This is a genomic window from Candidatus Glomeribacter gigasporarum BEG34, from assembly GCF_000227585.1.
In the GTDB taxonomy this organism is placed as follows: domain Bacteria; phylum Pseudomonadota; class Gammaproteobacteria; order Burkholderiales; family Burkholderiaceae; genus Glomeribacter; species Glomeribacter gigasporarum_B.
In genome coordinates this window covers 40,195-63,988 of sequence record NZ_CAFB01000037.1, presented here as the reverse complement: position 1 = coordinate 63,988, position 23,794 = coordinate 40,195, and the positions used below count along the sequence as shown (strand labels likewise).

Genomic DNA, 23,794 nt, shown 5'->3' with positions numbered 1-23,794 from the left:
CTTTGCTGCCAGTACAATGAGTACGGCAAGGGGCGCTGCGCCGACCAGCGCGGCGGTGCGAAACGCCTAGGAGATTAGAAAGATTGAATAGTAGATTAATTGTAGTATCAAATCGCGTTGCGCCGCCCCAAGAAGGGCGTTCAGCAGCCGGCGGACTTGCGGTGGGCGTCTTCGATGCGCTCAGGGAAACAGGCGGCCTCTGGTTCGGTTGGAACGGCGACACTGCCCCCGAAGCCAAAGCGGCGAAGCTGGAGGCGCGCGGCAACATCACTTATGCAACGGTCACTTTATCCAGAAAAGATTACGACCAATATTATCGGGGCTTTTCAAACGCTATCTTATGGCCGACCTTTCACTATCGAAACGATCTCGCGCGCTACGACCGGCAGGAATACGCGGGCTATCTGCGCGTCAACGACTGGCTCGCGCGGCAGCTGATTCCCCTTCTTCAGCCCGATGACCTGATCTGGGTCCACGACTACCACCTCATCCCATTCGCCGCCGCGTTGCGCAACGCCGGCAGTCGCCATCCAGTCGGTTTCTTTCTGCATATCCCTTTTCCGATGCCGGAGATTCTGCGCACGATTCCGCCGCACGCCGCGCTGATCGAAGCGCTCTGCCAGTACGATGTGGTCGGTTTTCAGACGCGCACCGATCTACAAGCGTTCACCGATTACATTACGCGGTACGCGCCAGGCACAGTCGACCGTAACGGCGTCGTCCGTTTACATGGCCATGCGCTGAAAGCGGCCGTTTATCCGATTGGCATATATCCCGATGCGATTGCAAACGCCGCGCAACGCTACTCACACCGCCGTCCGGTGACCAGTTTGCGCGTCTACCTTCAGCATCGAAAACTGATCATCAGCGTGGACCGGCTCGATTATTCAAAAGGATTGATTGAGCGTTTTCTCGCGTTCGAGCGGCTGCTGCAGAATGCGCCGGAACTGCACGGCAAAGTCACTTTTGTGCAGATCGCGCCGCCGACGCGCACCGATGTGCAGGCATATCAGCGCATCCGTGGCGCGCTCGAAGGCGAGGCGGGGCGCATCAATGGCCGCTTTGCGCAGCTCGACTGGACACCGATCCGCTATCTGAACCGCAAATACGAGCGCAATGTCCTGATGGCGCTCTTCCGGGCGGCGCACGTTGGCTACGTCACACCGTTGCGCGATGGCATGAATCTGGTGGCCAAGGAATACGTCGCCGCGCAGGCCCCGCATGACCCAGGCGTTTTAGTGCTCTCGCAATTTTCAGGGGCCGCCGACGAATTGACAGACGCGCTGCTCGTCAATCCCTTTGATTCCGCACAAATGGCCGAAGCGCTTCAAGCGGCGCTCTCGATGCCGCTTGAACAGCGACAGGCGCGTCACTGCGCAATGATGCGGGCGCTCCATTCAAAAAACCTCTCCGTCTGGCTGAATGCATTTTTGCGGGACTTGCAGCGCACCGCCGCACATTAAGTAAGGGATTTGGACCGAGATACCTACATCCGTATTTCAATCTTTCTGAAAACTCAGATTTTTCTCGTTCGGATGGCGCGGCAGACGTTCTTCTTTTTTTGTCCGTTGGTGCATTCAACAGAATAGTTGATATCTATCTCACCTTGTTTAATAATGACCGCGACTGGTTCAGTCAGGTGAGTCTCGCTTTAATTTTTAAGTTCCTTGGACTTGAGGAGATTCTTATGAGATCGAGAATTTAGAAGAACTTTTCTGTCTTGTCGATGATTTGTGCCAGCTATGCATGCCGCAATGGGAGCAGCACCTGTTAAGCACGGGCCTCAAGAAGCGAAAGCGCCCAGGCTGTATGACGGCCAGCGAAATCATGACGATTTTTATCCTCTTTCGTCAGATGCAGTGTTCGGGATTTCAAGACTTACTACTGCCAGTTCGTGCAGCATTTTTTGCTGCCTTATTTTCTAAGGCGCATCAGCTACAACCGGCTTGTAGCACTCCTGAAGTCCGTTCTCGTCCCGCTTTTTTGCTTTATGCAACGCTCTACACGACAGGAGATAGGTGTGTATTTCATAGATAAGGGGTACGTATCACAGCCGCTTTTTGATTCACTGCTTGAGCGGGGGTTGCACCTTCTCACACGCCTCAAAAAGAACATGAAAAATAAGCGCATGCCACTTGTCGACAAGCTGCTGTTATACAAACGTGGCATCATCGAGTCGGTCGATGATCAGCTGAAAAACATCAGCCAGACCGAACATACACGGCATCGAAGCTCTGGAATTTTGCAGCCAATATCCTAGGGGCATTGGCGGCTTATATTCTGCAACCCAAAAATCGGCTTTCTGATGGGGAGCTTATCCCACACTGACATTATCTTAAAAGAAGTCTACTGCCATTCAACAGAGAAATTTTCGGTTTGTTATAGAGCCAGCAACATGAATAAGCATTTGCTTGGGGGTAATCATGACTTCTACCGATATTCAGATGCAAGTTACGCACCCTGCCATCCGGGAATCTTTACCAGATCTACGAGACATCATCTACTCGGAGAAGCTGTACTTTTTAATGGAATGCCACGATCCTCTCTCAGCAGCCATTGCGATTCAGGCTGGATTTAAAGGCTTGTGGGCATCGGGACTTTCAATATCCACCAGCCTTGGTTTTCGCGATGCCAATGAAGCGTCCTGGACCCAGGTGGTCGACGTCGTCGACAGAATAGCTGACCTGACCGGTGCACCGATTCTCGTCGATGGCGATTCAGGCTTCGGAAACTTCAATAATGCACGTCTCCTTGCTTATAAATTGTGGCAGCGCGGCGCATCGGGAATCTGTTTGGAAGACAAGGGCTTTCCCAAGATGAACTCGTTCATCGGTGACAGGCACCCCTTGGCGGATACCTGCGAATTTTGTGGCCGCCTAAAGGCATAAAGGATGCAGTCCCCGATCCGAATTTCATGCTGGTAGCCCGTATCGAAGCCTTGATTGCAGGTCACGGTCAAGCAGAAGCCTCGGAACGCGCGCACGCATATGCTGCCGCGGGTGCAGACGCCATCCTGATTCATTCAAGACAGTCCCATGCGGACGAAGTCCTGAGCTTTGCGGAGGCCTGGGGCCAGCAGCTCCCTGTACTTGTTGTGCCAACTAAGTATTACCGAACGCCGGTCGAGGCCTATCGGCGAGCCCAAATTTCCACAGTGATTTGGGCAAATCACAACCTGCGTGCAGCCGTTGCCTCTATGCGTAAAGTGTGCAACCGGATTCTCCATGAAGAAAGTATTGCCGGTATCGAGCACGAGGTAGCAAGCCTTGAAGAGGTGTTTGGGCTGTTACGCTATAACGAGCTGGCTGCCGCAGAAAGGAAATATCTCCCTGAGCGTCGGCCTGCGGCGGTTGATAAGTGACACGATAAGCGGTGCGTTTTTTAGATGAGGAGTTTAAGATGCATGATCGCATGTCCACAACGGCAAGTGAAATAACGGATGACGTTCAAGTCCACCGCGGCCTAGCAGGTGTCTATATTGACCACACAACGATCTGCGAAATCGATAATGACACCCATAAACTGCGCTATCGCGGCTACGACATCGCCGAACTGGTGCAGCTAAAGAGTTTCGAGGAGGTTGTGCACCTACTGCTTTATGGGGAGCTTCCCAATGCAATGGAACGTGTACTTACAGCAGACCAGCTTGCACTTTACACAACGCTACCGCAGCAGCTCCGCCAGATCATCGAACTTTTACCCCAGTCAGCGGAACCCATGGCGGTGTTGCGAACCGCCGTCTCGGTATTAGGTTGCGAAACAAGTCAAACGCTACCTACAGAAGATGAGTGCCGCCAGGCCGCTTTAGGTTTGGTTGCACAGTTTCCCCTCATCCTAGGCGCGTTTGAGGCGCATCGGAAAAGTCAGCCAGCACCGCTTCCTTGCCGTGACACCCCTCACGCGCACAGGGTGCTTTCTCAATTGACCGGCAATCCTGAACCTGAGGCGCAAGACGTTGTCATCATGGACAAACTCCTTGTTATCCACGCGGAGCACGAGCTTAACGCTTCCTGCTTTTCAGCGCGCGTTACGGCCTCTACGCTTTCTGATCCCTATGCCGCGATAACCTCCGCCATAGGAACGCTCTCCGGAGCTTTGCATGGGGGAGCAAACGAGCGTGTTCTGGAGAATGCTGAAAAGGTGGGAGAACCTAGCCGGGCGGACGATTTTGTTGCGGAGGTGCTGGCTCGTAAAAGCAAAATACACGGCTTTGGGCAGCGTGGCTGCAAAGCGGAAGATCCACGGGCGGTGATCCTGCGTGGAATTGCCGAAGAACTCGCTACGCGCAAAAACGATCGCCGTATCCTGGATATCCTGTTTGCATTAGATACCGCGATGCGCAAGCGCCGGGACATCTGGCCCAATGTGGACTTTTATTCCGCGTCGATTCTATACAATCTCGGTATACCGAAGGACCTGTTTACCCCCTTGTTTGCATGCAGCCGGGTAATTGGCTGGAGCGCGCACATCCTGGAGCAATGGCGGGACAACCGGCTGCTGCGTCCCAAGGCGAAATATGTGGGATTGCCCTACCGCCCCGTGCCAAGCGCCGAAACAAATAGGTAAGGGATGTATGGCAGCTAGCGCGAACCGCAGCTATGGCGCACATCGACACTCATCCACCGACTTCCATTCGCGCAACATAGCCATCGCAGTAGCGATGGCATTGCCTGGAGATACTGTGCTTTATCTCCTGTTGCCAATGCATCACGCAGTTTTCGGCGCCACACTGGCACAAGCGGGCCTTTTACTTGCCGCCAATCGGCTCATCAGGCTCTTAGGTTATGGCTGGATAGCCAAGTTGTATATGCGAAAAGGCAGCCGTCTAACCTGTGGGCTTGCTGTAACGGCTGCCAGCCTCTGCACGCTGGGGTATGCCACGCTCGCGGGTTTTTGGGGCTTGCTGATGGCGCGCCTGCTATGGGGAGTATCGTTCGCAGCCCTGAATATCTCCCGTCAAGCGCTGATTACAGCTGAGCCCGCGGGGGCCAGCCGCCGCAGTGGACGCTCCCAGTCCATCGTTGCAGTTGGGCCCTTGCTAGGCTTATTGGGCGGCGCTTTTTTGTCGCAATGGCTTGGGCCGCGTGCTGTGTTTTTTCTATTAACAGCGGTTGCTCTACTCGGTCTTTTATTCGCGCTGCAACTGCCTGCGGGAGCTGTCGGCCCTTATCCAAAGTCACCCAAGAAATTCAGATGGCCTAAGCCCTTGCATCTCTGGTCTTTTGTGCAAGGTTTGGCCTTAGACGGATTTTTTACCACAAGCCTTTCAGTACTGAGCGCGCAGGCGCTGCCTGAGAATGCAGCCTTGGCGGCAGGCGCTGTTATGGCCTTGCGATATTTGGCAGACATTGTACTGAGCCCGCTGGGCGGGTATATGGCGGGTCGTTGGGGGGCTGAAAATCAGTTGCTGGGGCTGTCGTTTGCAGCCGCCATTGCCATGTTGGGGATAGGGTTGGAGTGGCTTTGGATCAGCGCTGTTGCCGTTGTGATTTTGCGCTCACTCGTGATTCCTATGGTATCGCCTATCGTTGCCATGCAAAATCCTGGTCCCGCTCGTGTGGAGGCCTTAGCGGCCTGCACCGTATGGAGGGACCTCGGCGCCGGTATCGGGCCTATGCTCGCTGGTGCACTGTTACCAATCGGCTCCAATTTGATCCTCTACACTGGTGCAGCGGCCATGATTGCCGTCAGTGTCATTGCCTGTTATTTCGAGTTGAAGAAATAAGAAGCGTCAGTTCGGGATAAGCTCCCATCAGAAAGCCAAACGAGCAGCCCTTGCAAGGGCTGCAACTTATCACACGCATCAAAAAGAACATGAAAAATAAGCGCATGCCGCTTGTCGACAAGCTGTTGTTATATAAATGTGGCTTCATAGAATCGGTCAATGATCAACTAAAAAAACATCAGCTAGATTGAGCATACGCGGCATCGAAGTGTCTGGAATGTTGTGGCCAATATCTTAGGCGCATTGACCGCTTATACCCTGAAGCCTCAAAAACCCCACTTTGCATTTGAATGCTGCTCGTCTGGCTTTTTAACAAGCGCGCTTATCCCGAATTGACGTTAAATTAGGGCATTTCCATTTCACTCACACTCAAGTTCTATGCGGAGTCGGCGCATTTTTGGGGCAATCCAAAGAATACTTTCCTCTGTTCTTGTCCGCTGTTAAAGCGCGCGGCGGAGCAGGCTCTCTTGCGCTCTACCTCTCGCCGTCCACTCAACTTCAGCAACTGGAACACGGCGCAAGAGAGCCGTTACACCATCCTTTGATTATAGATCGTGGCTGGCACAACCGTGCCTATCCCATCAGAGTGAAAATGTCAAGGTGAAAAAAGGTTGATTTTTTTACGGATGGCTTTTAATCTGAAAAATAGACAGGGTGACATTTTGATCGGACGCACGTCCGCCTCAGCCAGCCGCAACGCTTTCGAATGACCGGATTGAAAAAAATCGCTATCCGTTGAACCCAAGAGGGGAACCTGAGGAAGAAAATGAAATGCTTGACCAAACCACGAACGACCTGCTAACGCATGTTGGTCCCAATACTCCGTGCGGAAACCTGTTGCGCCGTTACTGGCATCCAGTGGGCTATTCATCGGAATTGACGGGGCTGGGTCGAACAAAGCGGGTTCGTATTCTTGGGGAAGATCTTGTGCTAGCTCGTATCGGAAGCGGAGCTCTGTTGCTAGTGCAGGAACGTTGTCCCCATCGAGGTGCATCGCTTCTTTACGGATTTGTCGAAGGAACGAACATACGGTGTGCTTACCACGGCTGGCTTTATAACCAGGCGGGTGAATGTATCGAGCGGCCCTTCGAATCTGAAAAGGCGAATCGCATCTGTAAGAAAATGATCGAGAGTTACCCGACGCACGAATGCGGCGGCCTCATTTTTGCTTATCTTGGTCCTGCCGTGGATCAGCCAGCATTTCCGAATTGGGACATCTTGATCCGTCAGGATGGCGTGCGGCACTTCGAAGTGCAGGACGACCTAGCGTGCAACTGGTTACAGATGCAAGAAAACGCGGTGGACGTCACCCATACGTACTACCTGCACTCGAAGTATTTCGAGCAGCTTGGCTTGAATGACGGATCAGGTTTTGGTAAGCCGTTTAAGCGCTTCGGATTTCAGCGGTTTGATTGGGGGATTGTCAAGAGTTGGGAATACGAGGAAATGGGGCGTGGCTGGGGTAACCTGATGGTCTTCCCGAACATGCTGCGCATCATGACAGAAATGCATTGGCGGGTGCCAATCGACGATACGACAACACGTATCGTGTGGGTATCCTTCACGCCATCGACCGATGGCAAACCTATGCTGGCAAACGAAGAGCCAAAGATCGTGCAACAGCCGAAGCGCAAAGACGAAACTGACCGCTATCTGATGGATACGTTCATGAGCCAGGACGCGATGGCTGTCGAAACGCAGGGGCTAATTCTAGACCGCTCCAAAGAAAATCTTGGCGTATCGGATCGAGGCGTTGTCATGCTCCGCCAGATGCTTCTGGAACAGATCAAAGTCGTTCAGGCGGGTGGGCGGCCTATCGCGAACGTATATGGCGCGGAACCGGAAATGACCGATCTGAGGCAATGGATGGGGGGCTATCTTCCGATGAGTTGCCAGCCAGATCCGACTTTTCACCAGACGCGCGAGTTCAAGGACATCTTTGACGATACACATAAGGAGTATGAAATTCCCGCAAGCTCGTCCGTAATGCGCTGATGACTGGCACAGAGTGGCCTGTTATCAGACAGAGAGAAACGAGGTTGGAGAAAAAAAATCTCGCCACGCTGATATTACTCGTGGCAGGTTTGTCTGCGATCCTGCTTCTGGTGATGGGTGGCAAGATGTCGGCAGCAAACGCACGGATTATTGCGATTGTATTTTCATGCATCCTGTTGTGGGCAACGGCAGTCATACCTGGACTCCTTGTATCGTTGCTGTTTTTTTTTCTGTCGACGCTTCTAACGCCCGTACCGACTGCGCAAATATTCTCCGGCTTCGCATCGAGTGCATTCTGGCTTGTATTTAGCGGTTCCGCTATTGGCTTCGCGCTCAAGGAAAGCGGTTTAAGCGACCGGATTGGGATAGCGCTCGCGCAATGGATTGGGGGTTCATATCTCAAAGCGCTTACGGCATTTGCGATCCTGACGTTTCTGTTATCGCTTGTCATGCCGTCTACATTCAGCCGCATCGCCATCCTCGTTCCTATCGCGCTCGGCTATTGCGATGCCGTGCATCTTGCCGAGCATAGCAATGGACGACGCGGTATCCTAATGCTCGTTATAGTGGGTTCATATGAGCTTGCTGCAGCGGTACTTCCGGCGAATCTGCCCAACGTCATTATGACTGGGATCCTTGAACAGTCACAGGGGATTCATCTGACCTTTTCTGAGTACCTGCTTTACTTCCTGCCTGCTGGCGTAATCGTGCGTGGCGCAATATTAATTACCGTATCGTATAAGTTGTTCAGCGACTCAGTGCACGAAACCGTCCGTCTTGGTGCCTATACGCGCATCTCGGGGCGCGAAGCATATGTGATTGTCCTTCTGTCGATCACACTTATCTTCTGGTTTGCCGATTCGATCCATCATATCGCGCCGGGGTGGATTGGTCTCGGTTTCACGCTCGTATATTTCCTAACTTCTCCAGCAGAGCAACTGACTCGTTTTACGCATATTTTAAAAATGGATCTACTTTGGTTCATCGCAGCGATCATCGGTTTGACTGCGCTTGTTCAACATCTTGACATGCAGCTACTGAGCTTGCTTGGGAGTGCGACGCTGATGGGAAACCCAGCGCTCACTTACGCCATGCTGATTGCCAGTTCGGTTTGTCTGTGTCTTCTTGTAACTTCGAACGCAGCGCCAGCGCTGTTTATCCCTCTGGCGGCGCGCATGGTGGAACAAGGCGCCCTGTTGAAGATGGGTATGCTCTCACAAGTGATGGGATACTCGACAACTTTCCTTCCATACCAGTCACCGCCGATCATATTCGGCAATGAACTTGCTCAGATCGATAGAAGCGCCTCAATCAAGTATTGCCTCGGCACTGCAATATTGGGAATCGTCCTAGTTGTTCCGATCAACGCTCTGTGGTGGCATATGATTGGGTTCCTCTAATGAACATTACCCCTGACCTTTTTCCCTATGAGCCGCGTCATTGATGAGTTAAGAAATCCGACCATGGTTCAGCCATTTCTACGTTTCTTCACAGCCCGCTGGGCGACGCGATAGACTGATAGATACGCTTGTGATTCACCTTGGAGAAGGCAGGACGCAGCAATCACTGAGATGCCTATCGCCAAACCGTCGGCGGGGTTGAGCGATATCGATTATGGCCGCGCTTAATGCGGCGTTTTTTGAATCGGGTACTGGCGGATTCCGATCATCGTTCTTCAGTTTGACATTCTCTGTTTCAAGCGCTTTGAGCCGTTTGGCCTCTGTGGCCTCCATACCGCCGTATCTGGCTCGCCGTTGACAAAACACCGTGTCTGAAAACCCGACTCGCCGGCATCACTCTTTAACCGAAAAACTTGCTTCAGATATCCGATGATTGGCTTTTCTGCAATCTATTCTGTTTCATTAGCCGTCATCTGCTCCATTTTTATTTTCTGACGGACTTGTCTAACTGCTTTTGGGTACGGTTAGCGGGGGCAGGTCAATCGTTTCTTTGCTGGCGCCATTGTTTCTTCTTCTCCTGATGGCTAACCCTTAAAGGACAGATTGCCCCGACTTCAGCCGTTGGCCGCATAATCGGGTCTTTCAGGCGTTTCGCCATGATCAGAACCGTATTGTGCGGATTCGCGTTCGGCGTATGGAGCCTGCAGCAGCGCGCCGCCTTGCCTTCAACCCCCGGCATCGCCGGATACATGGCGTGCGCGGCCGCAGCCGCTGCATTCACCGCGCAACGCATCCCGCGTTGCGCCCGCTCCCGATCTATTCTGCTGCGCCGCTGCGCGGTCTATCTACTGATTCTAGTTGCCGCATGTTTAGCGGGTTATAGCGGAGCCGCCTGGCGCGCCCATCTTCGCTTGGCGCGTTTTTTGCCACACACGCTGGAAGGCCGCGATCTGTGTGTGACTGGCATTATTCGCGGCGTTCCAATTATCGACGCCCGCCATGCGCGTTTTGTATTTGAAATCGAACGCTTCGCAGATCAAGGCATCGCGGTTCAATCCATGCCGCGCTTCGTTCAGCTCAACTGGTACGCGCGTGACGACACGCCGCTGCCGCGATTACGCGCCGGAGAACGCTGGCAGCTTACGATACGGCTCAAACGTCCGCACGGCAGCGCGAACCCGCACGGCGCGGACTTTGAAGCCATGATGCTCGAACGCAATCTGCGCGCGGTTGGCACAGTGCGCGCTTATCCTGCGCCGAGGCATGAAACGCACAACGCGCACGGCCTGGCGATCTTTCTGGCACGCTGGCGGGACGCAGAGCAGCGACACATTAAAGCCGTATTGTCTGGCGCTCCGCATGCCGGCATTGTGATTGCATTGGCCACCGGCCTCCAGAGCGCGATCTCCGCAGACGATTGGCAGCGCTTTACGCGCACCGGCACCAACCATTTGGTGGCGATTTCAGGACTTCATATTTCACTGGTCGCCGGGCTGGCCGCATGGCTGGCGGGCGGCGTCTGGCGGCGCATGCGTCTATTCGGACGCGCAGGCCCTTTATGGCTCGCAACGCCGCGCATTCAGGCGCTTGCAGGCGCAAGCGCGGGCATGCTATATGCCGCGCTCGCCGGCTTTGGCATTCCGGCGCAGCGCGCCTGTGTGATGCTGACGGTGGTTGCACTCGCACTCGTCCTTGGACGCGGCGCTGCCTCCTCAGTTGTACTCGCCTGGGCGCTTGCCGCGGTGGTCTGCATCGACCCCTGGGCCGTGACTTCCGCCGGCTTCTGGCTCTCATTCAGCGCGGTTGCCATTATTCTGGCCGCGGTGCGCGCGCAAAGCGGCGCTGCGCATCGCGCATCCCCTTCCCCCCCTTTCCCCCCTTTCGCAGCCGGAACGGCGCACAGCGCGCGCAAACGCTTGACGCGCGCCCTCCGTGCGGCAAGACTGAAAATTGTTCACAGCATTCGCATCCAGAGCGCGGTATCCATCGGAATGATTCCCTTCATCGCGATCTGGTTCTCGCAAATCTCGCTGATCAGTCCGCTCGCGAATCTATGCGCGATTCCGTGGTTCAGCTTTCTAATCACGCCGCTGGCGCTCATTGGTGCCATACTGCCCGCGCCAATCGATGCATACGCTTTCCGCGCCGCGCACGCGCTGCTTTCCGGGCTGATCCGGATTCTGGATATTTTGACCGCGCCCTCTTGGGCGCTACTGCCGCTGCCCGCGCCGAATTCGCTCGCGCTTGGATGCGCTGCCGCCGGTCTTGCCATTATGCTGATGCCGCGCGGCGGGCCGGCGCGCTGGACGGCATTTATCCTGTTTGCGCCGCTTTTCCTTCCGCCGCGCGCGGTGCGCTCCGCCGGTCAGTTCCGGCTCACGGCCCTGGATGTCGGTCAAGGCAGCGCGCTATTGATCGAAACCGCGCATCACCGGCTGCTGTTTGACGCCGGACCGCGCTATAGCGCGCAATCCGATGCCGGCCAGCGCATCGTGCTCCCCTTTTTGCGCGCGCACGGCATTCGCCGGCTCGACGCGCTCGTCCTCAGTCATGCCGACGCCGATCATGCGGGCGGCGCGCGCGCCACGGTCGAAGCCGTACCGGTCGCGCGGCTGCGCGCGTCCTTGCCTTCCGCGCATCCGCTCTGGCGCATGGCCCGCACTGCGGGCATCCGCGATGTGCAACGATGCCGCGCGGGCGAGCGCTGGCAATGGGATCAAGTGAGTTTTGAACTGTTATGGCCGGACATGGCCGCGCGCGCATCGGATTCAACGCCCGTGAACACAAACGCGCAAAGCTGCGTGCTGCGGATTTCCAACCGCCGTCACGCCGCGCTCCTGACCGCGGACATCGATGCGCGCACCGAGCGCGCGCTGGTTGAACGCTATGGCGCAGCGCTTTCGGCAACGCTATTGATCGCGCCGCATCACGGCAGCCGGACTTCATCGACCGAGCGCTTTCTCGACGCCGTCCATCCCCGCGCCGTCGTGTTTCAGGTCGGCTACCGGAATCCGTTCCATCATCCACATCCGAGCGTTGCGGCGCGCTACGCGGCGCATGGCATTTTGTCGTATCGCAGCGACCGTGACGGCGCGGTGCAGGTTGAAAGTTTTGGGCATACGCTTGTGGTTGAACGTTATCGTGTGATGCACCGGCGGTACTGGATGGGGCATTAAGATTGTATAATTTGGAGTTTTGCGCACTGCGCACCGATGTCTTAAATGAGCGCTACGCTGACTAACGGCACCCTTCTTTCAAAAACCGTGCGCGCTGAGGTTGCCAGGCGGGCGGCGCAGTTGGCTGCACAAGGATGTCGGCCTGGGCTGGCGGTCATTCTAGTCGGCGACGATCCAGCCAGCAGCATCTATGTGCGCAACAAAATCAATGCTTGTCAGGAGAGCGGCGTGCATTCAATCTGCGACCGCTACCCGGCGACCTTCACCGAAGCCAGACTGCTCGCGCGCATTGACGCGCTTAATCAAGACCCGACGATCCACGGCATTCTGGTGCAACTGCCGCTGCCGTCGCATTTCAACCGCCGCACGGTGATCAATGCGATTTCCCCTGATAAGGATGTAGACGGTTTGCACACCATGAACGCGGGCGCGTTGATGAGCGGCGCGCCACGTTTTTTGCCCTGCACGCCCGCCGGCGTGATGCGCATGCTCGCGGCCATGCATATTCCGCTCGAAGGCAGCCAGGCGGTTGTAATTGGCTGTTCGGAGAGCGTTGGCAAACCGATGGCGCTGTTATTGCTGGAGGCCGGTGCAACGGTCGCTGTCTGCCATCGGCAAACGCGCGATCTGGCACTCTACACGCGCAGCGCCGAGCTGATTGTCGTCGCAGCCGGACATCCTAAACTGCTCACTGCGGAGATGGTGAAACCCGACGCTGTCGTGATCGATGTCGGGATTCACCGGACGGCTGACGGCAAACTCTGCGGCGATGTTGATTTCGATGCGGTGAGAAAGGTTGCCGGCTTTATTACGCCTGTGCCCGGCGGCGTTGGCCCAATGACGATTGGCATGCTGCTGATGAATACACTCCAGGCGGCTGAATACGCTTTTAAAACACGTCCTTAAATCTCTGCTTGCGCAATGACTTCTTCCAATCCTCTGCTCGACTTTTCTGATCTGCCGCGCTTTGATGAAATCCGCGCCGAACATATTACGCCCGCGCTCGATGCGCTGCTCGCGGATGCCGCCGCCGCCATCGAGCGCGCGTGCGCGCCCGATACGCCCGCGACCTGGGAAGAGGTCGTGCAGCCTGCCGAACGCGCGACCCAGCCGCTCGCGCGCGCATGGGGCGTGGTCGGCCATTTAAACGCAGCTGCGGATACGCCCGCATTGCGCGCCGCGCACGCAGAAAATTTGCCGCGCATCACGCGCTTTTGGTCCAGTGTCGGACAAAACCGGGCGCTCTATCAAAAGTACAAGGCGATTGCTGAAAGCCGCGCCTTTGACACATTTTCTCAAGCGCGCCGGCAAGTGATTCTGAACGCGCTGCGCGATTTCCGGCTCGCGGGCGCTGAACTCGACGACTCGGAAAAGCCGCGCTTTGCCGCGTTGCAGGAACGTCAGGCGGCGTTATCCAAAGAATTCGCCGATCATGCGCTTGATGCCACCGATGCGTATTCGATCCGCATCACCCAGGAGGATGAGCTGGCCGGATTGCCGGACAACGCCCGCGCAGCCGCACGTAACGCTGCCGAAAAAGCGGGCGCCGCCGGCTGGCGGTTCACGCTGCATCTTCCTTCCTATTTACCCGTACTGCAATACGCTGAGCATCGCCCGCTGCGCGAAGCGATGTACCGCGCCTATGTCAGCCGCGCGTCCGAACTGGGGGCGGAATACGCGCACGGCAAGGCCGAATGGGATAACACTGCGAATATGGCCGAGCAGCTCATGCTGCGCGCGCAGGAAGCGCAGATGCTGGGGTACCGCAATTTCGCCGAAGTCTCGCTGGCGTCAAAAATGGCGGAATCCCCGCAACAGGTGTTCGCCTTTCTCCAGGATTTAGCGCAGCGCGCGCGCCCCTACGCAGAGCGGGAATGGCAGCAATTGCGCACTTTCGCCGCGCAAGAACTCAATTCTCCGGAACTCGCGCCGTGGGATATCGCTTTTGCGGCTGAAAAACTGCGCCAGAGCCGTTACGCATTTTCTGAGCACGAAGTCAGGCAATACTTTCCGGTCGATATGGTGCTCACCGGGATGTTCAACATTGCTCAGACGCTTTTCTCTATCACCATTCGCGCCGATGATGCGCCCGTCTGGCATCCCGACGTGCGCTTTTTCCGGATGGAAAACCAGAACGGCCAACTGATCGCTCAGTTTTATTTGGATTTATACGCGCGCGAAGGCAAGCGCAGCGGCGCGTGGATGGACGATGCACGCGGCCGCTGGTGCACCTCGGATGGCGAGCTTCAGACGCCGGTCGCTTATCTGGTCTGCAATTTCCCTGCCCCAGTCAACGGTAAGCCCGCATGCTTATCGCACAACGAAGTACTCACCCTCTTCCATGAATTCGGGCACGGACTGCACCATATGCTGACGCGCATCGATGAAATTGCCGTCTCAGGCATCAACGGCGTCGAATGGGATGCGGTCGAACTGCCCTCGCAATTTATGGAAAATTTTTGCTGGGAAGAAGAAGTGTTGTGTTCGATGAGCAGGCATGTCGATACAGAAGAACCGCTGCCGCGCGCCTTGCTCAAAAAAATGCGCGCCGCGAAAAACTTTCATAGCGGCCTCAATATGCTGCGGCAGATCGTATTCTCGATCTTCGATCTGCACCTGCATTCGGATTTCGACACGGGCGGAGCAATCACCGTGAATGAACTGGCGCGCACCCTTCACGCGCGCTATCACGTGATACCGCCAGTGGAATTTTCACGCTGGCCAAATACATTCAGCCATATTTTCGGAGGTGGCTACGCGGCGGGCTATTACAGCTATAAATGGGCCGAAGTCCTGTGCGCGGATGCGTATGCCGCCTTTGAAGAAGCGGCGCAGAAAAAAAGGAGCAGCGTGCTCGATGCGCAGACGGGTCAGCGCTTCCGCGCTGAAATACTTGAAACCGGCGGCAGCCGGCCAGCGATAGCGTCATTCAAAGCATTCCGAGGCCGCGCGCCCACGATTGATGCGCTATTGCGTCAGCATGGAATGTCGGCAGCCTCTTCAATCCACGCGGACTGAATCGCTTCCAGAATCCTCTCGCCGGAGCGTTTCGGGTCGTCATCAAATCCTTCCAGCGCCATCACCCAGCGATACAAATCTGTAAAGCGCACTGTTTTGGGGTCAGTGTCCGGATGTATTTCAGCCAGTGCAATGGCAATGTCTTGGATGTCGGTCCATTTCATAGAATGCCCTTCCCCTTTCTACTTCACGCTTTTCAGCATGTAATCAACCGCCGCCTTCACATCCGTATCGGATGCGTTTGAGCCGCCTTTAGGCGGCATATTCCCTTTGCCCTTTAAAGCATAGCGGTAAATCGTTTCCATCGATTCTTTCAGGCGGGGCGCCCAGGCCGCTTTATCGCCCTGTTTAGGCGCGCCCATCAAGCCGCTCGCATGGCACGCTTGACAAATCTGCTCGTACAGCGCTTTGCCCGCTTGCTCTGTATCCGCGCTTGGACGGCTGTGTGGTTGCGTTGCCGTTTTCGCAATCGAAGCCAGCGCGGCGCGCGCTTCAGCCTCTCCCAAGGGTGTCTCAGGCGCTGTATGCGAAGCAGCGTCGGTGGCGTTATTTGCGGCCTCTGCCTGCGCAGCGCGAATTTCAACGTGGGCAACGGGCTGGAGGCGCTGGACAATCGCTGCGTCCGACATCGCCGCGGAACCCGCGCCTGTGCGGCTGAACGTCTGGACATATTGAATCAGCAGTATCAGCACCAATACCGGTGCCAGAAAACCAGCGATCACGGCGATGATGAACAACTTTATTTTTTTGATCGAGGCTGCTTCAGAGCGCTGTTTATTCATGGAATCCCGAGCCGCTTTTGAAAACCTGTACACTCACTGCGAGGCTGTGCACAGCCGTTCGTTACAGTGTATGTGCGTTATTTCAGGGACTTTACCAAATCTTAACTTGCGCTTCTTGGTCGCGCGCCATCGCGTCGCCCCTTTACAACTGAATGCCTCAGCGAAGCTGGGGAGGTTAGACGGCGCGCCGACCCCGCCGTCATTCAGCGCGGCGTTATTTCTTGCTGTCCATTGACCGTGTTGCCGTAAAAGGCGAAGTCCTCGTTCTGGAATGCGGGTGAGATTGGTTCACGAACAGGTTCTCAGGAGCTTACTCGGATTTGATTCGCCCGAGCAGCAAAAACTCCATCAACGCTTTTTGCACATGCAGCCGGTTTTCCGCCTCAGTCCAGACGACGCTTTGCGGCCCGTCAATCACCTCCGCGCTGACTTCTTTGCCGCGGTGCGCGGGCAAACAATGCATAAACAAGGCGTCGGGCCGTGCGCGCGCCATACACTCAGACGTGACTTGCCAGCGTGCAAACGCCTGTTGACGCGCCTCGTGTTCAGATTCAAACCCCATGCTGGTCCACGTATCGGTTGTCACGAGATCGGCATCTGCGCACGCGGCGCAAGGCGCTTCGATCTCTTCAATGCAGGTGGCCTGGCCCTCATTCAAACGCGCGCGGTCGATCCGGTATTCGGGCGGACTGGAAATGCGCAGCGTGAACCCCAGCAATTGCGCCGCATCCGCCCATGTATGCGCCATATCGTTGGCATCGCCTACCCACGTCACGACTTTATGTTGAATCGGCCCGCGTTGTTCGATATACGTGAACACATCGGTGAGGACCTGGCATGGATGCATTTCATTGGTCAACCCATTGATCACAGGTACGCGCGAACAGGCGGCGAAACGTTGCAGTTTGGCCTGCTCAAAGGTGCGGATCATGACCAGATCGACCATGCTGGAAATGACGCGCGCCGTATCTTCAATCGTTTCTCCGCGGCCCAGTTGCGTATCGCGCATATTCATACATACAGCATGTCCGCCGAGCTGGGCAATGCCCGCCTGGAATGAAAGCCGCGTGCGCGTTGAATTTTTTTCGAAAAGCAACGCAAGGGTGCGGTCGCGCAGCGTATGGGTCGTTTCATGGCGCCTGAATTTCTGCTTCAGCGCGCGGGCGCGCTCAAACAGGTCGTCACACTCATCGCGCGACAGATCATTGAATCTTAAATAATGGCGAACCGATGGTTCATTCAGGCTGTGTGCGTCCATATTCAATCCCGTGTGTTTGCATTGAAATCAGCGTTCCAGCGCTCCCATTGACCAGTTGCTCAAGCGCGGACAATGCACCGATGACGGCGCGGCGGCGTGGATCGCGCGAGAATTGGCAAGCAGCTTCAACCTTTGGTTGCATTGAACCCGCTTCAAAGCGCAGCGCGCTTAGAGCATTTTTCAGTGATTTTCCCTGTGTCGCTTCGCCGTTCTGTGTATTCGGGATCGCTGCGGGGTCGCATCCATCGCTGCGCGATGGAGACCTGCTCCGCCCGCATCGATCCCCATACTGTCTTCGCGCTCGCGCCAGTGGCAAATCGACTGAAAAATGCTCTAAGTCCTTCGGATGCGCGCGCAGAATGGGGCGTTGTGTAGGCAAACCCCAGTCTGCAAAGACGGCCGGCACATCGGTCGCAATCACCAGAGCATCCGCATGGATTTCATCCGCGAGCAGCGCGGCGCAGCGATCCTTGTCAATCACCGCTTCAACGCCGCGCCGCGCGCCATCTTGATCGACTGTTACGGGAATCCCGCCGCCGCCTGCGCAAATCACCACCGCGCCTTTTTCCAGCAGCCAGCGGATCGGGCGCATTTCAACGATCCGTTTAGGATGCGGGCTTGGCACAACGCGCCGCCAGCCGCCGTTACCCGGCGCAAATGTCCAGCCTTTGTCGCGCGCCAGACGCTGCGCATCCGTTTCCGGATACACGGGCCCGATGGGTTTATCCGGCGCGCCGAACGCGGCATCTTCCGGGTCAATTTCAACCATCGTTAGAAGCGTTGCACAAGCACGACCGGCCGGCAGCGCATTACTCAATTCCTGCTCGATGATATAGCCAATCATGCCTTCCGTCTCGGCGTCCAGCACATCGAGCGGAAACGGCGCCGCGTCCGGCGTCGTATCTGATTGACGCGCGAGCAAGCCGACTTGCGGACCATTGCCGTGCACGATGATCACCTCGTGCTGCGCGGCAATATCCGCAATTTGCTGCGCAGCACACCGTATATTAGCGCGCTGTGCATCCGCGCTGACCCGTTCTCCGCGCTTCAAAAGCGCGTTGCCGCCGAGTGCAATGACGATTCGCATGCGTCAATCGCCTTTTATTCGCTCAAAATGGGGTCGCGCACAATCGGACAACTCAAGCAATGCGCGCCGCCGCGCCCGCGGCCCAATTCTCCGCCGGGAATTTCGATGACTTCAACGCCGGCTCGGCGCATTTTCCGGTTTGTTTGGCTATTGCGGTCATATGCAATGACGATGCGCCTATCGAGCGTGAGCACATTATTGCCATCGTTCCATTGTTCGGATTCAGTTTCATATCGATTGCCGCCTGTGCTCAGAATGCGTAGCGAAGGCATGGCCAGCGCATTGGCAATGACGTTCAGAAAAGATTCGTCATGACGCTGAGTGCGGATTTGCCCGGCTTTATCTGCGGGATACAGGCTGGTGCAGCGGATGTGGTTCACGATCGGCGGATAAATGCTGACAAAATCGATATCAAGAAAGGTACAGACGGTATCCAGATGCATCGCTGCGCGCATTTTCGGCAACTGACAGACAATCACGCGCTGCGCGCCGCGCTGTTCAAACAACGCGCGCGCCAGCCGGGTAATTGCCTGCGCACTGGAGCGCTCGCTCATTCCGATCAGTACGACCCCCTTCCCAATCGGCATGATATCTCCGCCTTCCAAGGTTTGACGGCCCGGCGGCGTATCGACATCGCCCCACCATACCTTGACTGCGCCGGCAAAGCGCGGGTGAAAGCGATAAATCGCCGCCGCCAATAGCGCCTCCCGCCGCCGCGCCGGCCAGAACATCGGATGCAGGATCACGCCATTATATATCCACGCGCTTGGGTCGCGCTGAAAAATCAGATTGGGGAGCGGCGCAATGACGAAGTCCGAGTCTTCCAGCGCGCCGCCAAATAAACCGCGCGCGTCGAACGGCAGTTCGGATTTGGCCACGCCGCCGGTCAACGCCTCCGCCAGCCGGTGCGCAGGCAGTTCTTCCAGCCAGAGCCGGCTCTCGCGCAGCATGCCAATGCCGATTTCTTCTTCGTTGACGACACGGTCGAGCATCCAATCGCGCGCGTCGGAATTCAGGCAGACTTCGCCAAGCAGATGCTGGAGTTCAAGCACTTCAATGCCACGCGACTGCATTGCCTGTACAAATACAGCATGATCGGCGATGGCCCGATCCACCCAGAGCACATCATCAAACAAGAATGAGCTGCGGTTCCCGGGCGTCAATCGCCGTTGCGCAAGACCGGGCCGGCAGACCAGCACCGTGCGCAGTTTGCCCGCTTCGGAATGTACGCCGAACGCCGTCATCAGCCAGCAGCGTCAGACGTGCAGACGCTGCGGTACACAGGCAGACCCAGCGCGAACAGCAGCACTGACATCAGCACAAATTTTGGTCCAGCGGCATACAGCAGCCAGCCTGAATAGGCCACACCGAGCGCGCCGCTGACGTATATCTGACGGCGGCTGATCTCCGACGCCAGATGATTTTTGAAGGCGCACCGCCACAAATACGCAGCGCTGGCGAGATAAGACGGCAGGATCATCACGCCCGTCATCGAAATCAGCCAGCGCCAGATATCCTCTACGCCCCACGCAATGAAGAGCATGACCTGCATCAGGCCGCTTGAAATCCACAGCGCCGGCGCCGGCGCGCCAAAGCGGTTTGTGCGCGCCAGAAATTTTGGAAATACTCCCCCTTGCGCCGCTTCATAAGGCAGCTCGGACACCAGAATCGTCCAGGCGAGCCAGCTATTCAACAATGTCACCAGCAGCGAGGCCATCACGAGCATTTGCCCGCCTGTGCCGAGCACATTCCGAAGCACGGAAGCGGCCGAGGGCGCAGCCAGTCCGGCCAGTTCGGGCTGGGTCATCAGCCCGAATGGCAACACAGACATCGACACATATAAGCCCGCGCAGATCGCCAGACCTGCGAAGGTCGCAACGCCAATATGCGCAGGCTTCAACGCGCGGCCGGAGAGCACCACCGCGCCTTCAACGCCAATGAACGTCCACAGCGTGACGAGCATCGTGCTTTTGAGCTGCGTGAGAACGCTGCCCAACTGCGCGCGCGCACCCCAGAAGTCAAACAGGAGCCGTTCCATCTTCACTGCGCGCGCCATCAATGCAAGGATGACGCCGATCATCACCAAGTTGAGCATGCTAGAAGTTAAATTCAGAACCAGCGCTCTTTTTACTCCAAAAAGCACGATCCCGTGCATGATCCAGATCAATAATGAGCCGGAAAGAATAGACAGCGCGGCGTGATCCTCTAATGCTGGAAAAAAATAGCGCGCCGTGCGTTGAATCAACACTGCAAACGCGACATTGCCAAACACCGCTGAAAGCCAATAGCCCCAGGCGATTTCAAAGCCCGCGAGCGGGCCGAAGCCTTCTCGCGCATAGGCATAAATACCCGCCTTTAAATCAGGACGTAGACAGGCCAGAAGACGGAAGGCATTGGCCAGTGCGCACATTCCCGCAAAGGTGAGGATCCAAGCGAGAACAATTGCGCCCAGGCCCGCGCCGGCCGCCATATTCTGCGGCAGATCGAAGATGCCGCCGCCCAGTATTGAGGTCATCACGGCGCCGGTTAACAGCGCCAGACCGAGCGGCTGGCGGCGAAGTCCAGAAGATGCGCTGCTCATGCGGACTGAAAGCTAGCGGATTTGCGCGCGGCGTAACTTACGTATTGCCGCCAACTGTGCAAGGGTCGTTTCAAGCTCAGCGGCGACCGTTGCATATTCAAACTTTGACCGCGTATTGCGCAGCGCTGCTTCAGCCGTTTGGCGCGCTTGTTGCGCTTTGGCTTCTTCCAGGTCTTCGCCGCGGACTGCGGTATCGGCAAGCACGGTGACTTCATCTGGTTGAACTTCGAGAATCCCGCCTGCAACAAAGATCAATTCTTCCGCGCCGCCTACCGTTTTAATTTGAACCGCGCCAGCGCGGATGCGGGTCATCAGCGGCGCATGGCCGGGCAAAATGCCCAGTGCGCCCATCGCGCCGGGCAATTCAACGAAATAAGCATCGCCTGAAAAAATTTCTTCTTCAGCGCTGACGACGCTGACTTTCAGGGTTTTTTGTTGCTGCGCCATGATTATGCGGCCGCGGCTTGAAGCACGCCGGCCTTGTCAAACGCTTCGTCAATGCCGCCGACCATATAAAACGCCTGTTCGGGCAAATGGTCACATTCGCCGTCGACAATCATCTTGAAGCCGCGAATCGTATCGACCAGCGGTACATATTTGCCGGGCGAGCCGGTAAAGACTTCAGCCACATGAAAGGGTTGCGATAAGAAGCGCTGGATTTTGCGCGCGCGCGCAACGGCTAATTTATCTTCTGGGGAGAGTTCGTCCATACCGAGAATGGCGATGATGTCGCGCAGCTCCTTGTAGCGCTGCAAGATTGCCTGCACGCGGCGGGTTATCGTGTAGTGCGCGTCGCCAATCACGTTCGGATCGACCTGGCGCGAAGTCGAATCAAGCGGATCAACGGCCGGGTAAATGCCTAATGAGGCAATATCGCGCGATAACACCACGGTTGCGTCCAGGTGTGCGAAGGTCGTTGCGGGCGATGGATCGGTCAAATCATCGGCCGGCACATAGATGGCCTGTACCGAAGTAATCGACCCGCCTTTAGTTGACGCAATCCGTTCCTGCAAACGGCCCATCTCTTCAGCGAGCGTCGGCTGATACCCGACCGCGGACGGCATCCGGCCAAGCAAGGCTGAGACTTCAGTCCCGGCCAATGTAAAGCGGTAGATATTGTCGACAAAGAACAGCACATCGCGGCCTTCGTCGCGGAAGTGTTCAGCCATCGTCAAGCCGGTCAATGCAACGCGCAAACGGTTGCCGGGCGGCTCGTTCATCTGCCCGTACACCAGCGCTACCTTATCGAGCACGTTGGACGCCTTCATCTCGTGATAGAAGTCGTTGCCTTCGCGCGTGCGCTCGCCGACGCCCGCAAAGACTGAATAGCCGCCATGCGCCTTGGCGATGTTGTTGATCAACTCCATCATATTGACGGTTTTACCGACCCCCGCGCCGCCGAACAGGCCGACTTTGCCGCCTTTGGCGAACGGGCAGATCAAATCAATCACTTTGATGCCGGTCTCCAGCAGTTCAGTGGCTGGAGAGAGTTCGTCGAATTTCGGCGCGGGCTGATGAATCGAGCGCTGTTGGGCCGCATCAATCGCACCCGCTTCGTCGATGGGACGACCCAGCACATCCATAATGCGCCCCAGCGTCGGCGCGCCGACCGGCACCTGGATCGGCGCGCCCATATTTTTGACCGTCAGGCCGCGCCGCAATCCTTCGGCAGAACCCAGACAGATCGCGCGCACCACGCCATCGCCGAGTTGTTGCTGGACTTCCAGCACCAGATCGGAGCCTTCCAGAATCAAGGCGTCGTAGATTTTTGGAAGCGGCGCGCCTTCAAATTCGACATCAATCACCGCGCCGATACATTGGACAATGTTGCCTTCTGCCTGCATTTGTTTCATTCGCTTTCCCTCGTTCAAACGGCTGCTGCGCCGCCCACAATTTCAGACAATTCCTTGGTAATCGCCGCCTGCCGGCTTTTGTTATAGACCAGTTGCAGATCATCAATCACCGTCTTCGCATTGTCTGATGCCGCCTTCATCGCGACCATCCGCGCTGATTGCTCGCACGCCATATTTTCCAGCACGGCCTGATATACCAGCGTCTCAACATAACGCGGCAGCAATGCGTCGAGGACTGTTTTCGGGTCCGGTTCGTACAGATAATCCCATTGGTAATGCGGCTCGCCCGCTTTGCCGCTGCCCGATGCCGCCTCACGCGCATCCAGATGCGCGTCGGTCAACGGCAAAAGCTGTTCAATCACTGGCGCCTGCTTCATCGTGTTCACAAAGCGGGTATACGCGAGCATCACCGCGCTCAGTTCGCCTTGTGCGTAGGCATCCAATTGCACTTTGATCGCGCCAATGAACCTCTCCAACTGCGGCGTATCGCCGAGTTGCGTCACTTGCGAAACGATGTTTGCTCCCAGACGATTCAGAAATCCCGCGCCCTTGCCGCCAATCGCAGTGGCATCGACCGCGCGCGCCTGCGCTTCAAGCGCCTTAAACTGAGCGAGCGCCATGCGCAGGATATGGGTATTCAGGCTGCCGCACAGTCCTTTATCGGTTGTCACCAGAATTAGACCCGCGCGTTTTGCATCCGGATGCTGAACCATAAACAGATGTTGATATTCGGGGTTTGCATGGCTTAAATGCGCTGCAATCACGCGCATTTTGTCTGCATACGGACGCGCCGCGCGCATCCGCTGCTGTACGCGGCGCATTTTCGACACCGCGACCATCTCCATCGCCTTGGTGATTTTGCGCGTGTTCTGAACGCTTTTCACCTTGTCGCGGATTTCTTTCATGCCGGCCATCACTG

Annotated in this window: 22 protein-coding genes and 1 pseudogene; 12 read left to right on the top strand and 11 right to left on the bottom strand. The window is 56.4% G+C overall.

Going from position 1 to position 23,794, the window contains the following annotated elements:
* The first annotated feature begins 83 nt into the window (after positions 1-83).
* The 7 genes from otsA (at position 84) to CAGGBEG34_RS10010 (ending at position 5,916) form a co-directional block, all read left to right on the top strand.
* Positions 84-1,463 (top strand): alpha,alpha-trehalose-phosphate synthase (UDP-forming), encoded by a 1,380-nt coding sequence (otsA, locus tag CAGGBEG34_RS02505; RefSeq protein ID WP_006682304.1) that lies wholly within the window; start codon positions 84-86, stop codon positions 1,461-1,463.
* A gap of 557 nt (positions 1,464-2,020) precedes the next feature.
* Positions 2,021-2,260, top strand: a complete 240-nt coding sequence (locus tag CAGGBEG34_RS11300; protein WP_203224827.1) for a transposase — start codon at positions 2,021-2,023, stop codon at positions 2,258-2,260.
* A gap of 163 nt (positions 2,261-2,423) precedes the next feature.
* The gene (locus tag CAGGBEG34_RS12305; RefSeq protein WP_275226117.1) at positions 2,424-2,888 is read left to right on the top strand and encodes an isocitrate lyase/phosphoenolpyruvate mutase family protein; all 465 of its coding nucleotides are present in this window, start codon (positions 2,424-2,426) and stop codon (positions 2,886-2,888) included.
* A 26-nt stretch (positions 2,889-2,914) separates the two neighbouring features.
* Positions 2,915-3,361 carry an isocitrate lyase/phosphoenolpyruvate mutase family protein gene (locus CAGGBEG34_RS12300; RefSeq protein ID WP_275226116.1) on the top strand — a complete coding sequence of 149 codons (447 nt, stop codon included), beginning with the start codon at positions 2,915-2,917 and terminating at the stop codon, positions 3,359-3,361.
* Positions 3,362-3,372: 11 nt separating this feature from the next.
* The gene (locus CAGGBEG34_RS02490) at positions 3,373-4,566 is read left to right on the top strand and encodes a citrate/2-methylcitrate synthase (protein WP_203224826.1); all 1,194 of its coding nucleotides are present in this window, start codon (positions 3,373-3,375) and stop codon (positions 4,564-4,566) included.
* A gap of 7 nt (positions 4,567-4,573) precedes the next feature.
* Positions 4,574-5,725: an MFS transporter gene (locus tag CAGGBEG34_RS02485; protein ID WP_006682302.1), complete on the top strand. Its 1,152-nt coding sequence runs from the start codon at positions 4,574-4,576 to the stop codon at positions 5,723-5,725.
* Positions 5,726-5,775: 50 nt separating this feature from the next.
* Positions 5,776-5,916 (top strand): transposase, encoded by a 141-nt coding sequence (locus CAGGBEG34_RS10010; protein WP_203224825.1) that lies wholly within the window; start codon positions 5,776-5,778, stop codon positions 5,914-5,916.
* 404 nt (positions 5,917-6,320) lie between these two features.
* Here the strand turns inward: CAGGBEG34_RS10010 and CAGGBEG34_RS11295 are convergent, their stop codons facing one another.
* Positions 6,321-6,596, bottom strand: coding sequence for a hypothetical protein (locus tag CAGGBEG34_RS11295; protein ID WP_203224831.1), 276 nt, complete (start codon positions 6,594-6,596; stop codon positions 6,321-6,323).
* Between CAGGBEG34_RS11295 and CAGGBEG34_RS02475 the strand changes: the two genes are divergently transcribed.
* Together CAGGBEG34_RS02475 and CAGGBEG34_RS02470 are read left to right on the top strand one after the other, a co-directional pair.
* Positions 6,497-7,720, top strand: a complete 1,224-nt coding sequence (locus CAGGBEG34_RS02475) for an aromatic ring-hydroxylating dioxygenase subunit alpha (protein ID WP_006682301.1) — start codon at positions 6,497-6,499, stop codon at positions 7,718-7,720. The two genes, CAGGBEG34_RS11295 and CAGGBEG34_RS02475, sit on opposite strands and share 100 nt — an antisense overlap.
* Before the next feature lie 44 nt (positions 7,721-7,764).
* Complete coding sequence (locus CAGGBEG34_RS02470; protein ID WP_238984937.1) at positions 7,765-9,120, top strand: SLC13 family permease; 1,356 nt, start codon at positions 7,765-7,767, stop codon at positions 9,118-9,120.
* 273 nt (positions 9,121-9,393) lie between these two features.
* Here CAGGBEG34_RS02470 and CAGGBEG34_RS11575 read toward each other — a convergent pair.
* Positions 9,394-9,513, bottom strand: a pseudogene (locus CAGGBEG34_RS11575) (transposase); the annotation flags it as partial.
* A 263-nt stretch (positions 9,514-9,776) separates the two neighbouring features.
* On the opposite strand from CAGGBEG34_RS11575, the gene CAGGBEG34_RS02460 reads away from it, so the two are divergent.
* Genes CAGGBEG34_RS02460 through CAGGBEG34_RS02450 form a run of 3 tightly spaced genes read left to right on the top strand, consistent with a single transcriptional unit; the run spans position 9,777 to position 15,314 of the window.
* Complete coding sequence (locus CAGGBEG34_RS02460; protein WP_006682298.1) at positions 9,777-12,296, top strand: DNA internalization-related competence protein ComEC/Rec2; 2,520 nt, start codon at positions 9,777-9,779, stop codon at positions 12,294-12,296.
* A gap of 45 nt (positions 12,297-12,341) precedes the next feature.
* Positions 12,342-13,202 carry a bifunctional methylenetetrahydrofolate dehydrogenase/methenyltetrahydrofolate cyclohydrolase FolD gene (gene folD / locus CAGGBEG34_RS02455; RefSeq protein ID WP_006682297.1) on the top strand — a complete coding sequence of 287 codons (861 nt, stop codon included), beginning with the start codon at positions 12,342-12,344 and terminating at the stop codon, positions 13,200-13,202.
* Positions 13,203-13,217: 15 nt separating this feature from the next.
* Complete coding sequence (locus CAGGBEG34_RS02450; RefSeq protein WP_006682296.1) at positions 13,218-15,314, top strand: M3 family metallopeptidase; 2,097 nt, start codon at positions 13,218-13,220, stop codon at positions 15,312-15,314.
* On the opposite strand, the gene iscX is transcribed toward CAGGBEG34_RS02450, so the two are convergent.
* The 9 genes from iscX to atpG all read right to left on the bottom strand — a co-directional run bounded on the left by iscX (position 15,272) and on the right by atpG (position 23,789).
* Complete coding sequence (iscX, locus tag CAGGBEG34_RS02445; protein ID WP_006682295.1) at positions 15,272-15,478, bottom strand: Fe-S cluster assembly protein IscX; 207 nt, start codon at positions 15,476-15,478, stop codon at positions 15,272-15,274. The two genes, CAGGBEG34_RS02450 and iscX, sit on opposite strands and share 43 nt — an antisense overlap.
* 18 nt (positions 15,479-15,496) lie before the next feature.
* Positions 15,497-16,096 (bottom strand): c-type cytochrome, encoded by a 600-nt coding sequence (locus tag CAGGBEG34_RS02440; RefSeq protein ID WP_042687776.1) that lies wholly within the window; start codon positions 16,094-16,096, stop codon positions 15,497-15,499.
* 310 nt (positions 16,097-16,406) lie between these two features.
* Positions 16,407-17,339: an ornithine carbamoyltransferase gene (argF, locus tag CAGGBEG34_RS02430; protein WP_006682294.1), complete on the bottom strand. Its 933-nt coding sequence runs from the start codon at positions 17,337-17,339 to the stop codon at positions 16,407-16,409.
* The gene (locus CAGGBEG34_RS02425; RefSeq protein ID WP_006682293.1) at positions 17,332-18,441 is read right to left on the bottom strand and encodes a carbamate kinase; all 1,110 of its coding nucleotides are present in this window, start codon (positions 18,439-18,441) and stop codon (positions 17,332-17,334) included. Before CAGGBEG34_RS02425 ends, argF begins: the two co-directional genes overlap by 8 nt.
* 14 nt (positions 18,442-18,455) lie before the next feature.
* Positions 18,456-19,685 carry an arginine deiminase gene (locus CAGGBEG34_RS02420; RefSeq protein WP_006682292.1) on the bottom strand — a complete coding sequence of 410 codons (1,230 nt, stop codon included), beginning with the start codon at positions 19,683-19,685 and terminating at the stop codon, positions 18,456-18,458.
* Positions 19,685-21,022, bottom strand: a complete 1,338-nt coding sequence (locus CAGGBEG34_RS02415; protein WP_006682291.1) for an amino acid permease — start codon at positions 21,020-21,022, stop codon at positions 19,685-19,687. The genes CAGGBEG34_RS02420 and CAGGBEG34_RS02415 overlap by 1 nt, the downstream gene beginning before the upstream one ends.
* Positions 21,023-21,034: 12 nt before the next feature.
* A complete protein-coding gene (locus CAGGBEG34_RS02410; protein ID WP_006682290.1) occupies positions 21,035-21,469 on the bottom strand; it encodes a F0F1 ATP synthase subunit epsilon in 435 nt (144 codons plus the stop codon).
* Between the two features lie 2 nt (positions 21,470-21,471).
* Positions 21,472-22,875, bottom strand: coding sequence for a F0F1 ATP synthase subunit beta (atpD, locus tag CAGGBEG34_RS02405; RefSeq protein ID WP_006682289.1), 1,404 nt, complete (start codon positions 22,873-22,875; stop codon positions 21,472-21,474).
* A 14-nt stretch (positions 22,876-22,889) separates the two neighbouring features.
* A complete protein-coding gene (atpG, locus tag CAGGBEG34_RS02400) occupies positions 22,890-23,789 on the bottom strand; it encodes a F0F1 ATP synthase subunit gamma (protein WP_006682288.1) in 900 nt (299 codons plus the stop codon).
* Positions 23,790-23,794: the final 5 nt, after the last annotated feature.

Bases quoted from the DNA above. Each gene is read 5' to 3' on its own strand.
- CAGGBEG34_RS12305 (WP_275226117.1), top strand. From the start codon at position 2,424: ATGACTTCTACCGATATTCAGATGCAAGTTACGCACCCTGCCATCCGG.
- CAGGBEG34_RS12300 (WP_275226116.1), top strand. From the start codon at position 2,915: ATGCTGGTAGCCCGTATCGAAGCCTTGATTGCAGGTCACGGTCAAGCA.
- CAGGBEG34_RS02485 (WP_006682302.1), top strand. From the start codon at position 4,574: ATGGCAGCTAGCGCGAACCGCAGCTATGGCGCACATCGACACTCATCC.
- CAGGBEG34_RS02475 (WP_006682301.1), top strand. From the start codon at position 6,497: ATGCTTGACCAAACCACGAACGACCTGCTAACGCATGTTGGTCCCAAT.
- CAGGBEG34_RS11295 (WP_203224831.1), bottom strand. From the start codon at position 6,596: ATGAATAGCCCACTGGATGCCAGTAACGGCGCAACAGGTTTCCGCACG.
- CAGGBEG34_RS02460 (WP_006682298.1), top strand. From the start codon at position 9,777: ATGATCAGAACCGTATTGTGCGGATTCGCGTTCGGCGTATGGAGCCTG.
- folD (WP_006682297.1), top strand. From the start codon at position 12,342: ATGAGCGCTACGCTGACTAACGGCACCCTTCTTTCAAAAACCGTGCGC.
- CAGGBEG34_RS02450 (WP_006682296.1), top strand. From the start codon at position 13,218: ATGACTTCTTCCAATCCTCTGCTCGACTTTTCTGATCTGCCGCGCTTT.
- iscX (WP_006682295.1), bottom strand. From the start codon at position 15,478: ATGAAATGGACCGACATCCAAGACATTGCCATTGCACTGGCTGAAATA.
- CAGGBEG34_RS02440 (WP_042687776.1), bottom strand. From the start codon at position 16,096: ATGAATAAACAGCGCTCTGAAGCAGCCTCGATCAAAAAAATAAAGTTG.
- CAGGBEG34_RS02425 (WP_006682293.1), bottom strand. From the start codon at position 18,441: ATGCGAATCGTCATTGCACTCGGCGGCAACGCGCTTTTGAAGCGCGGA.
- CAGGBEG34_RS02420 (WP_006682292.1), bottom strand. From the start codon at position 19,685: ATGACGGCGTTCGGCGTACATTCCGAAGCGGGCAAACTGCGCACGGTG.
- CAGGBEG34_RS02415 (WP_006682291.1), bottom strand. From the start codon at position 21,022: ATGAGCAGCGCATCTTCTGGACTTCGCCGCCAGCCGCTCGGTCTGGCG.
- CAGGBEG34_RS02410 (WP_006682290.1), bottom strand. From the start codon at position 21,469: ATGGCGCAGCAACAAAAAACCCTGAAAGTCAGCGTCGTCAGCGCTGAA.
- atpD (WP_006682289.1), bottom strand. From the start codon at position 22,875: ATGAAACAAATGCAGGCAGAAGGCAACATTGTCCAATGTATCGGCGCG.
- atpG (WP_006682288.1), bottom strand. From the start codon at position 23,789: ATGGCCGGCATGAAAGAAATCCGCGACAAGGTGAAAAGCGTTCAGAAC.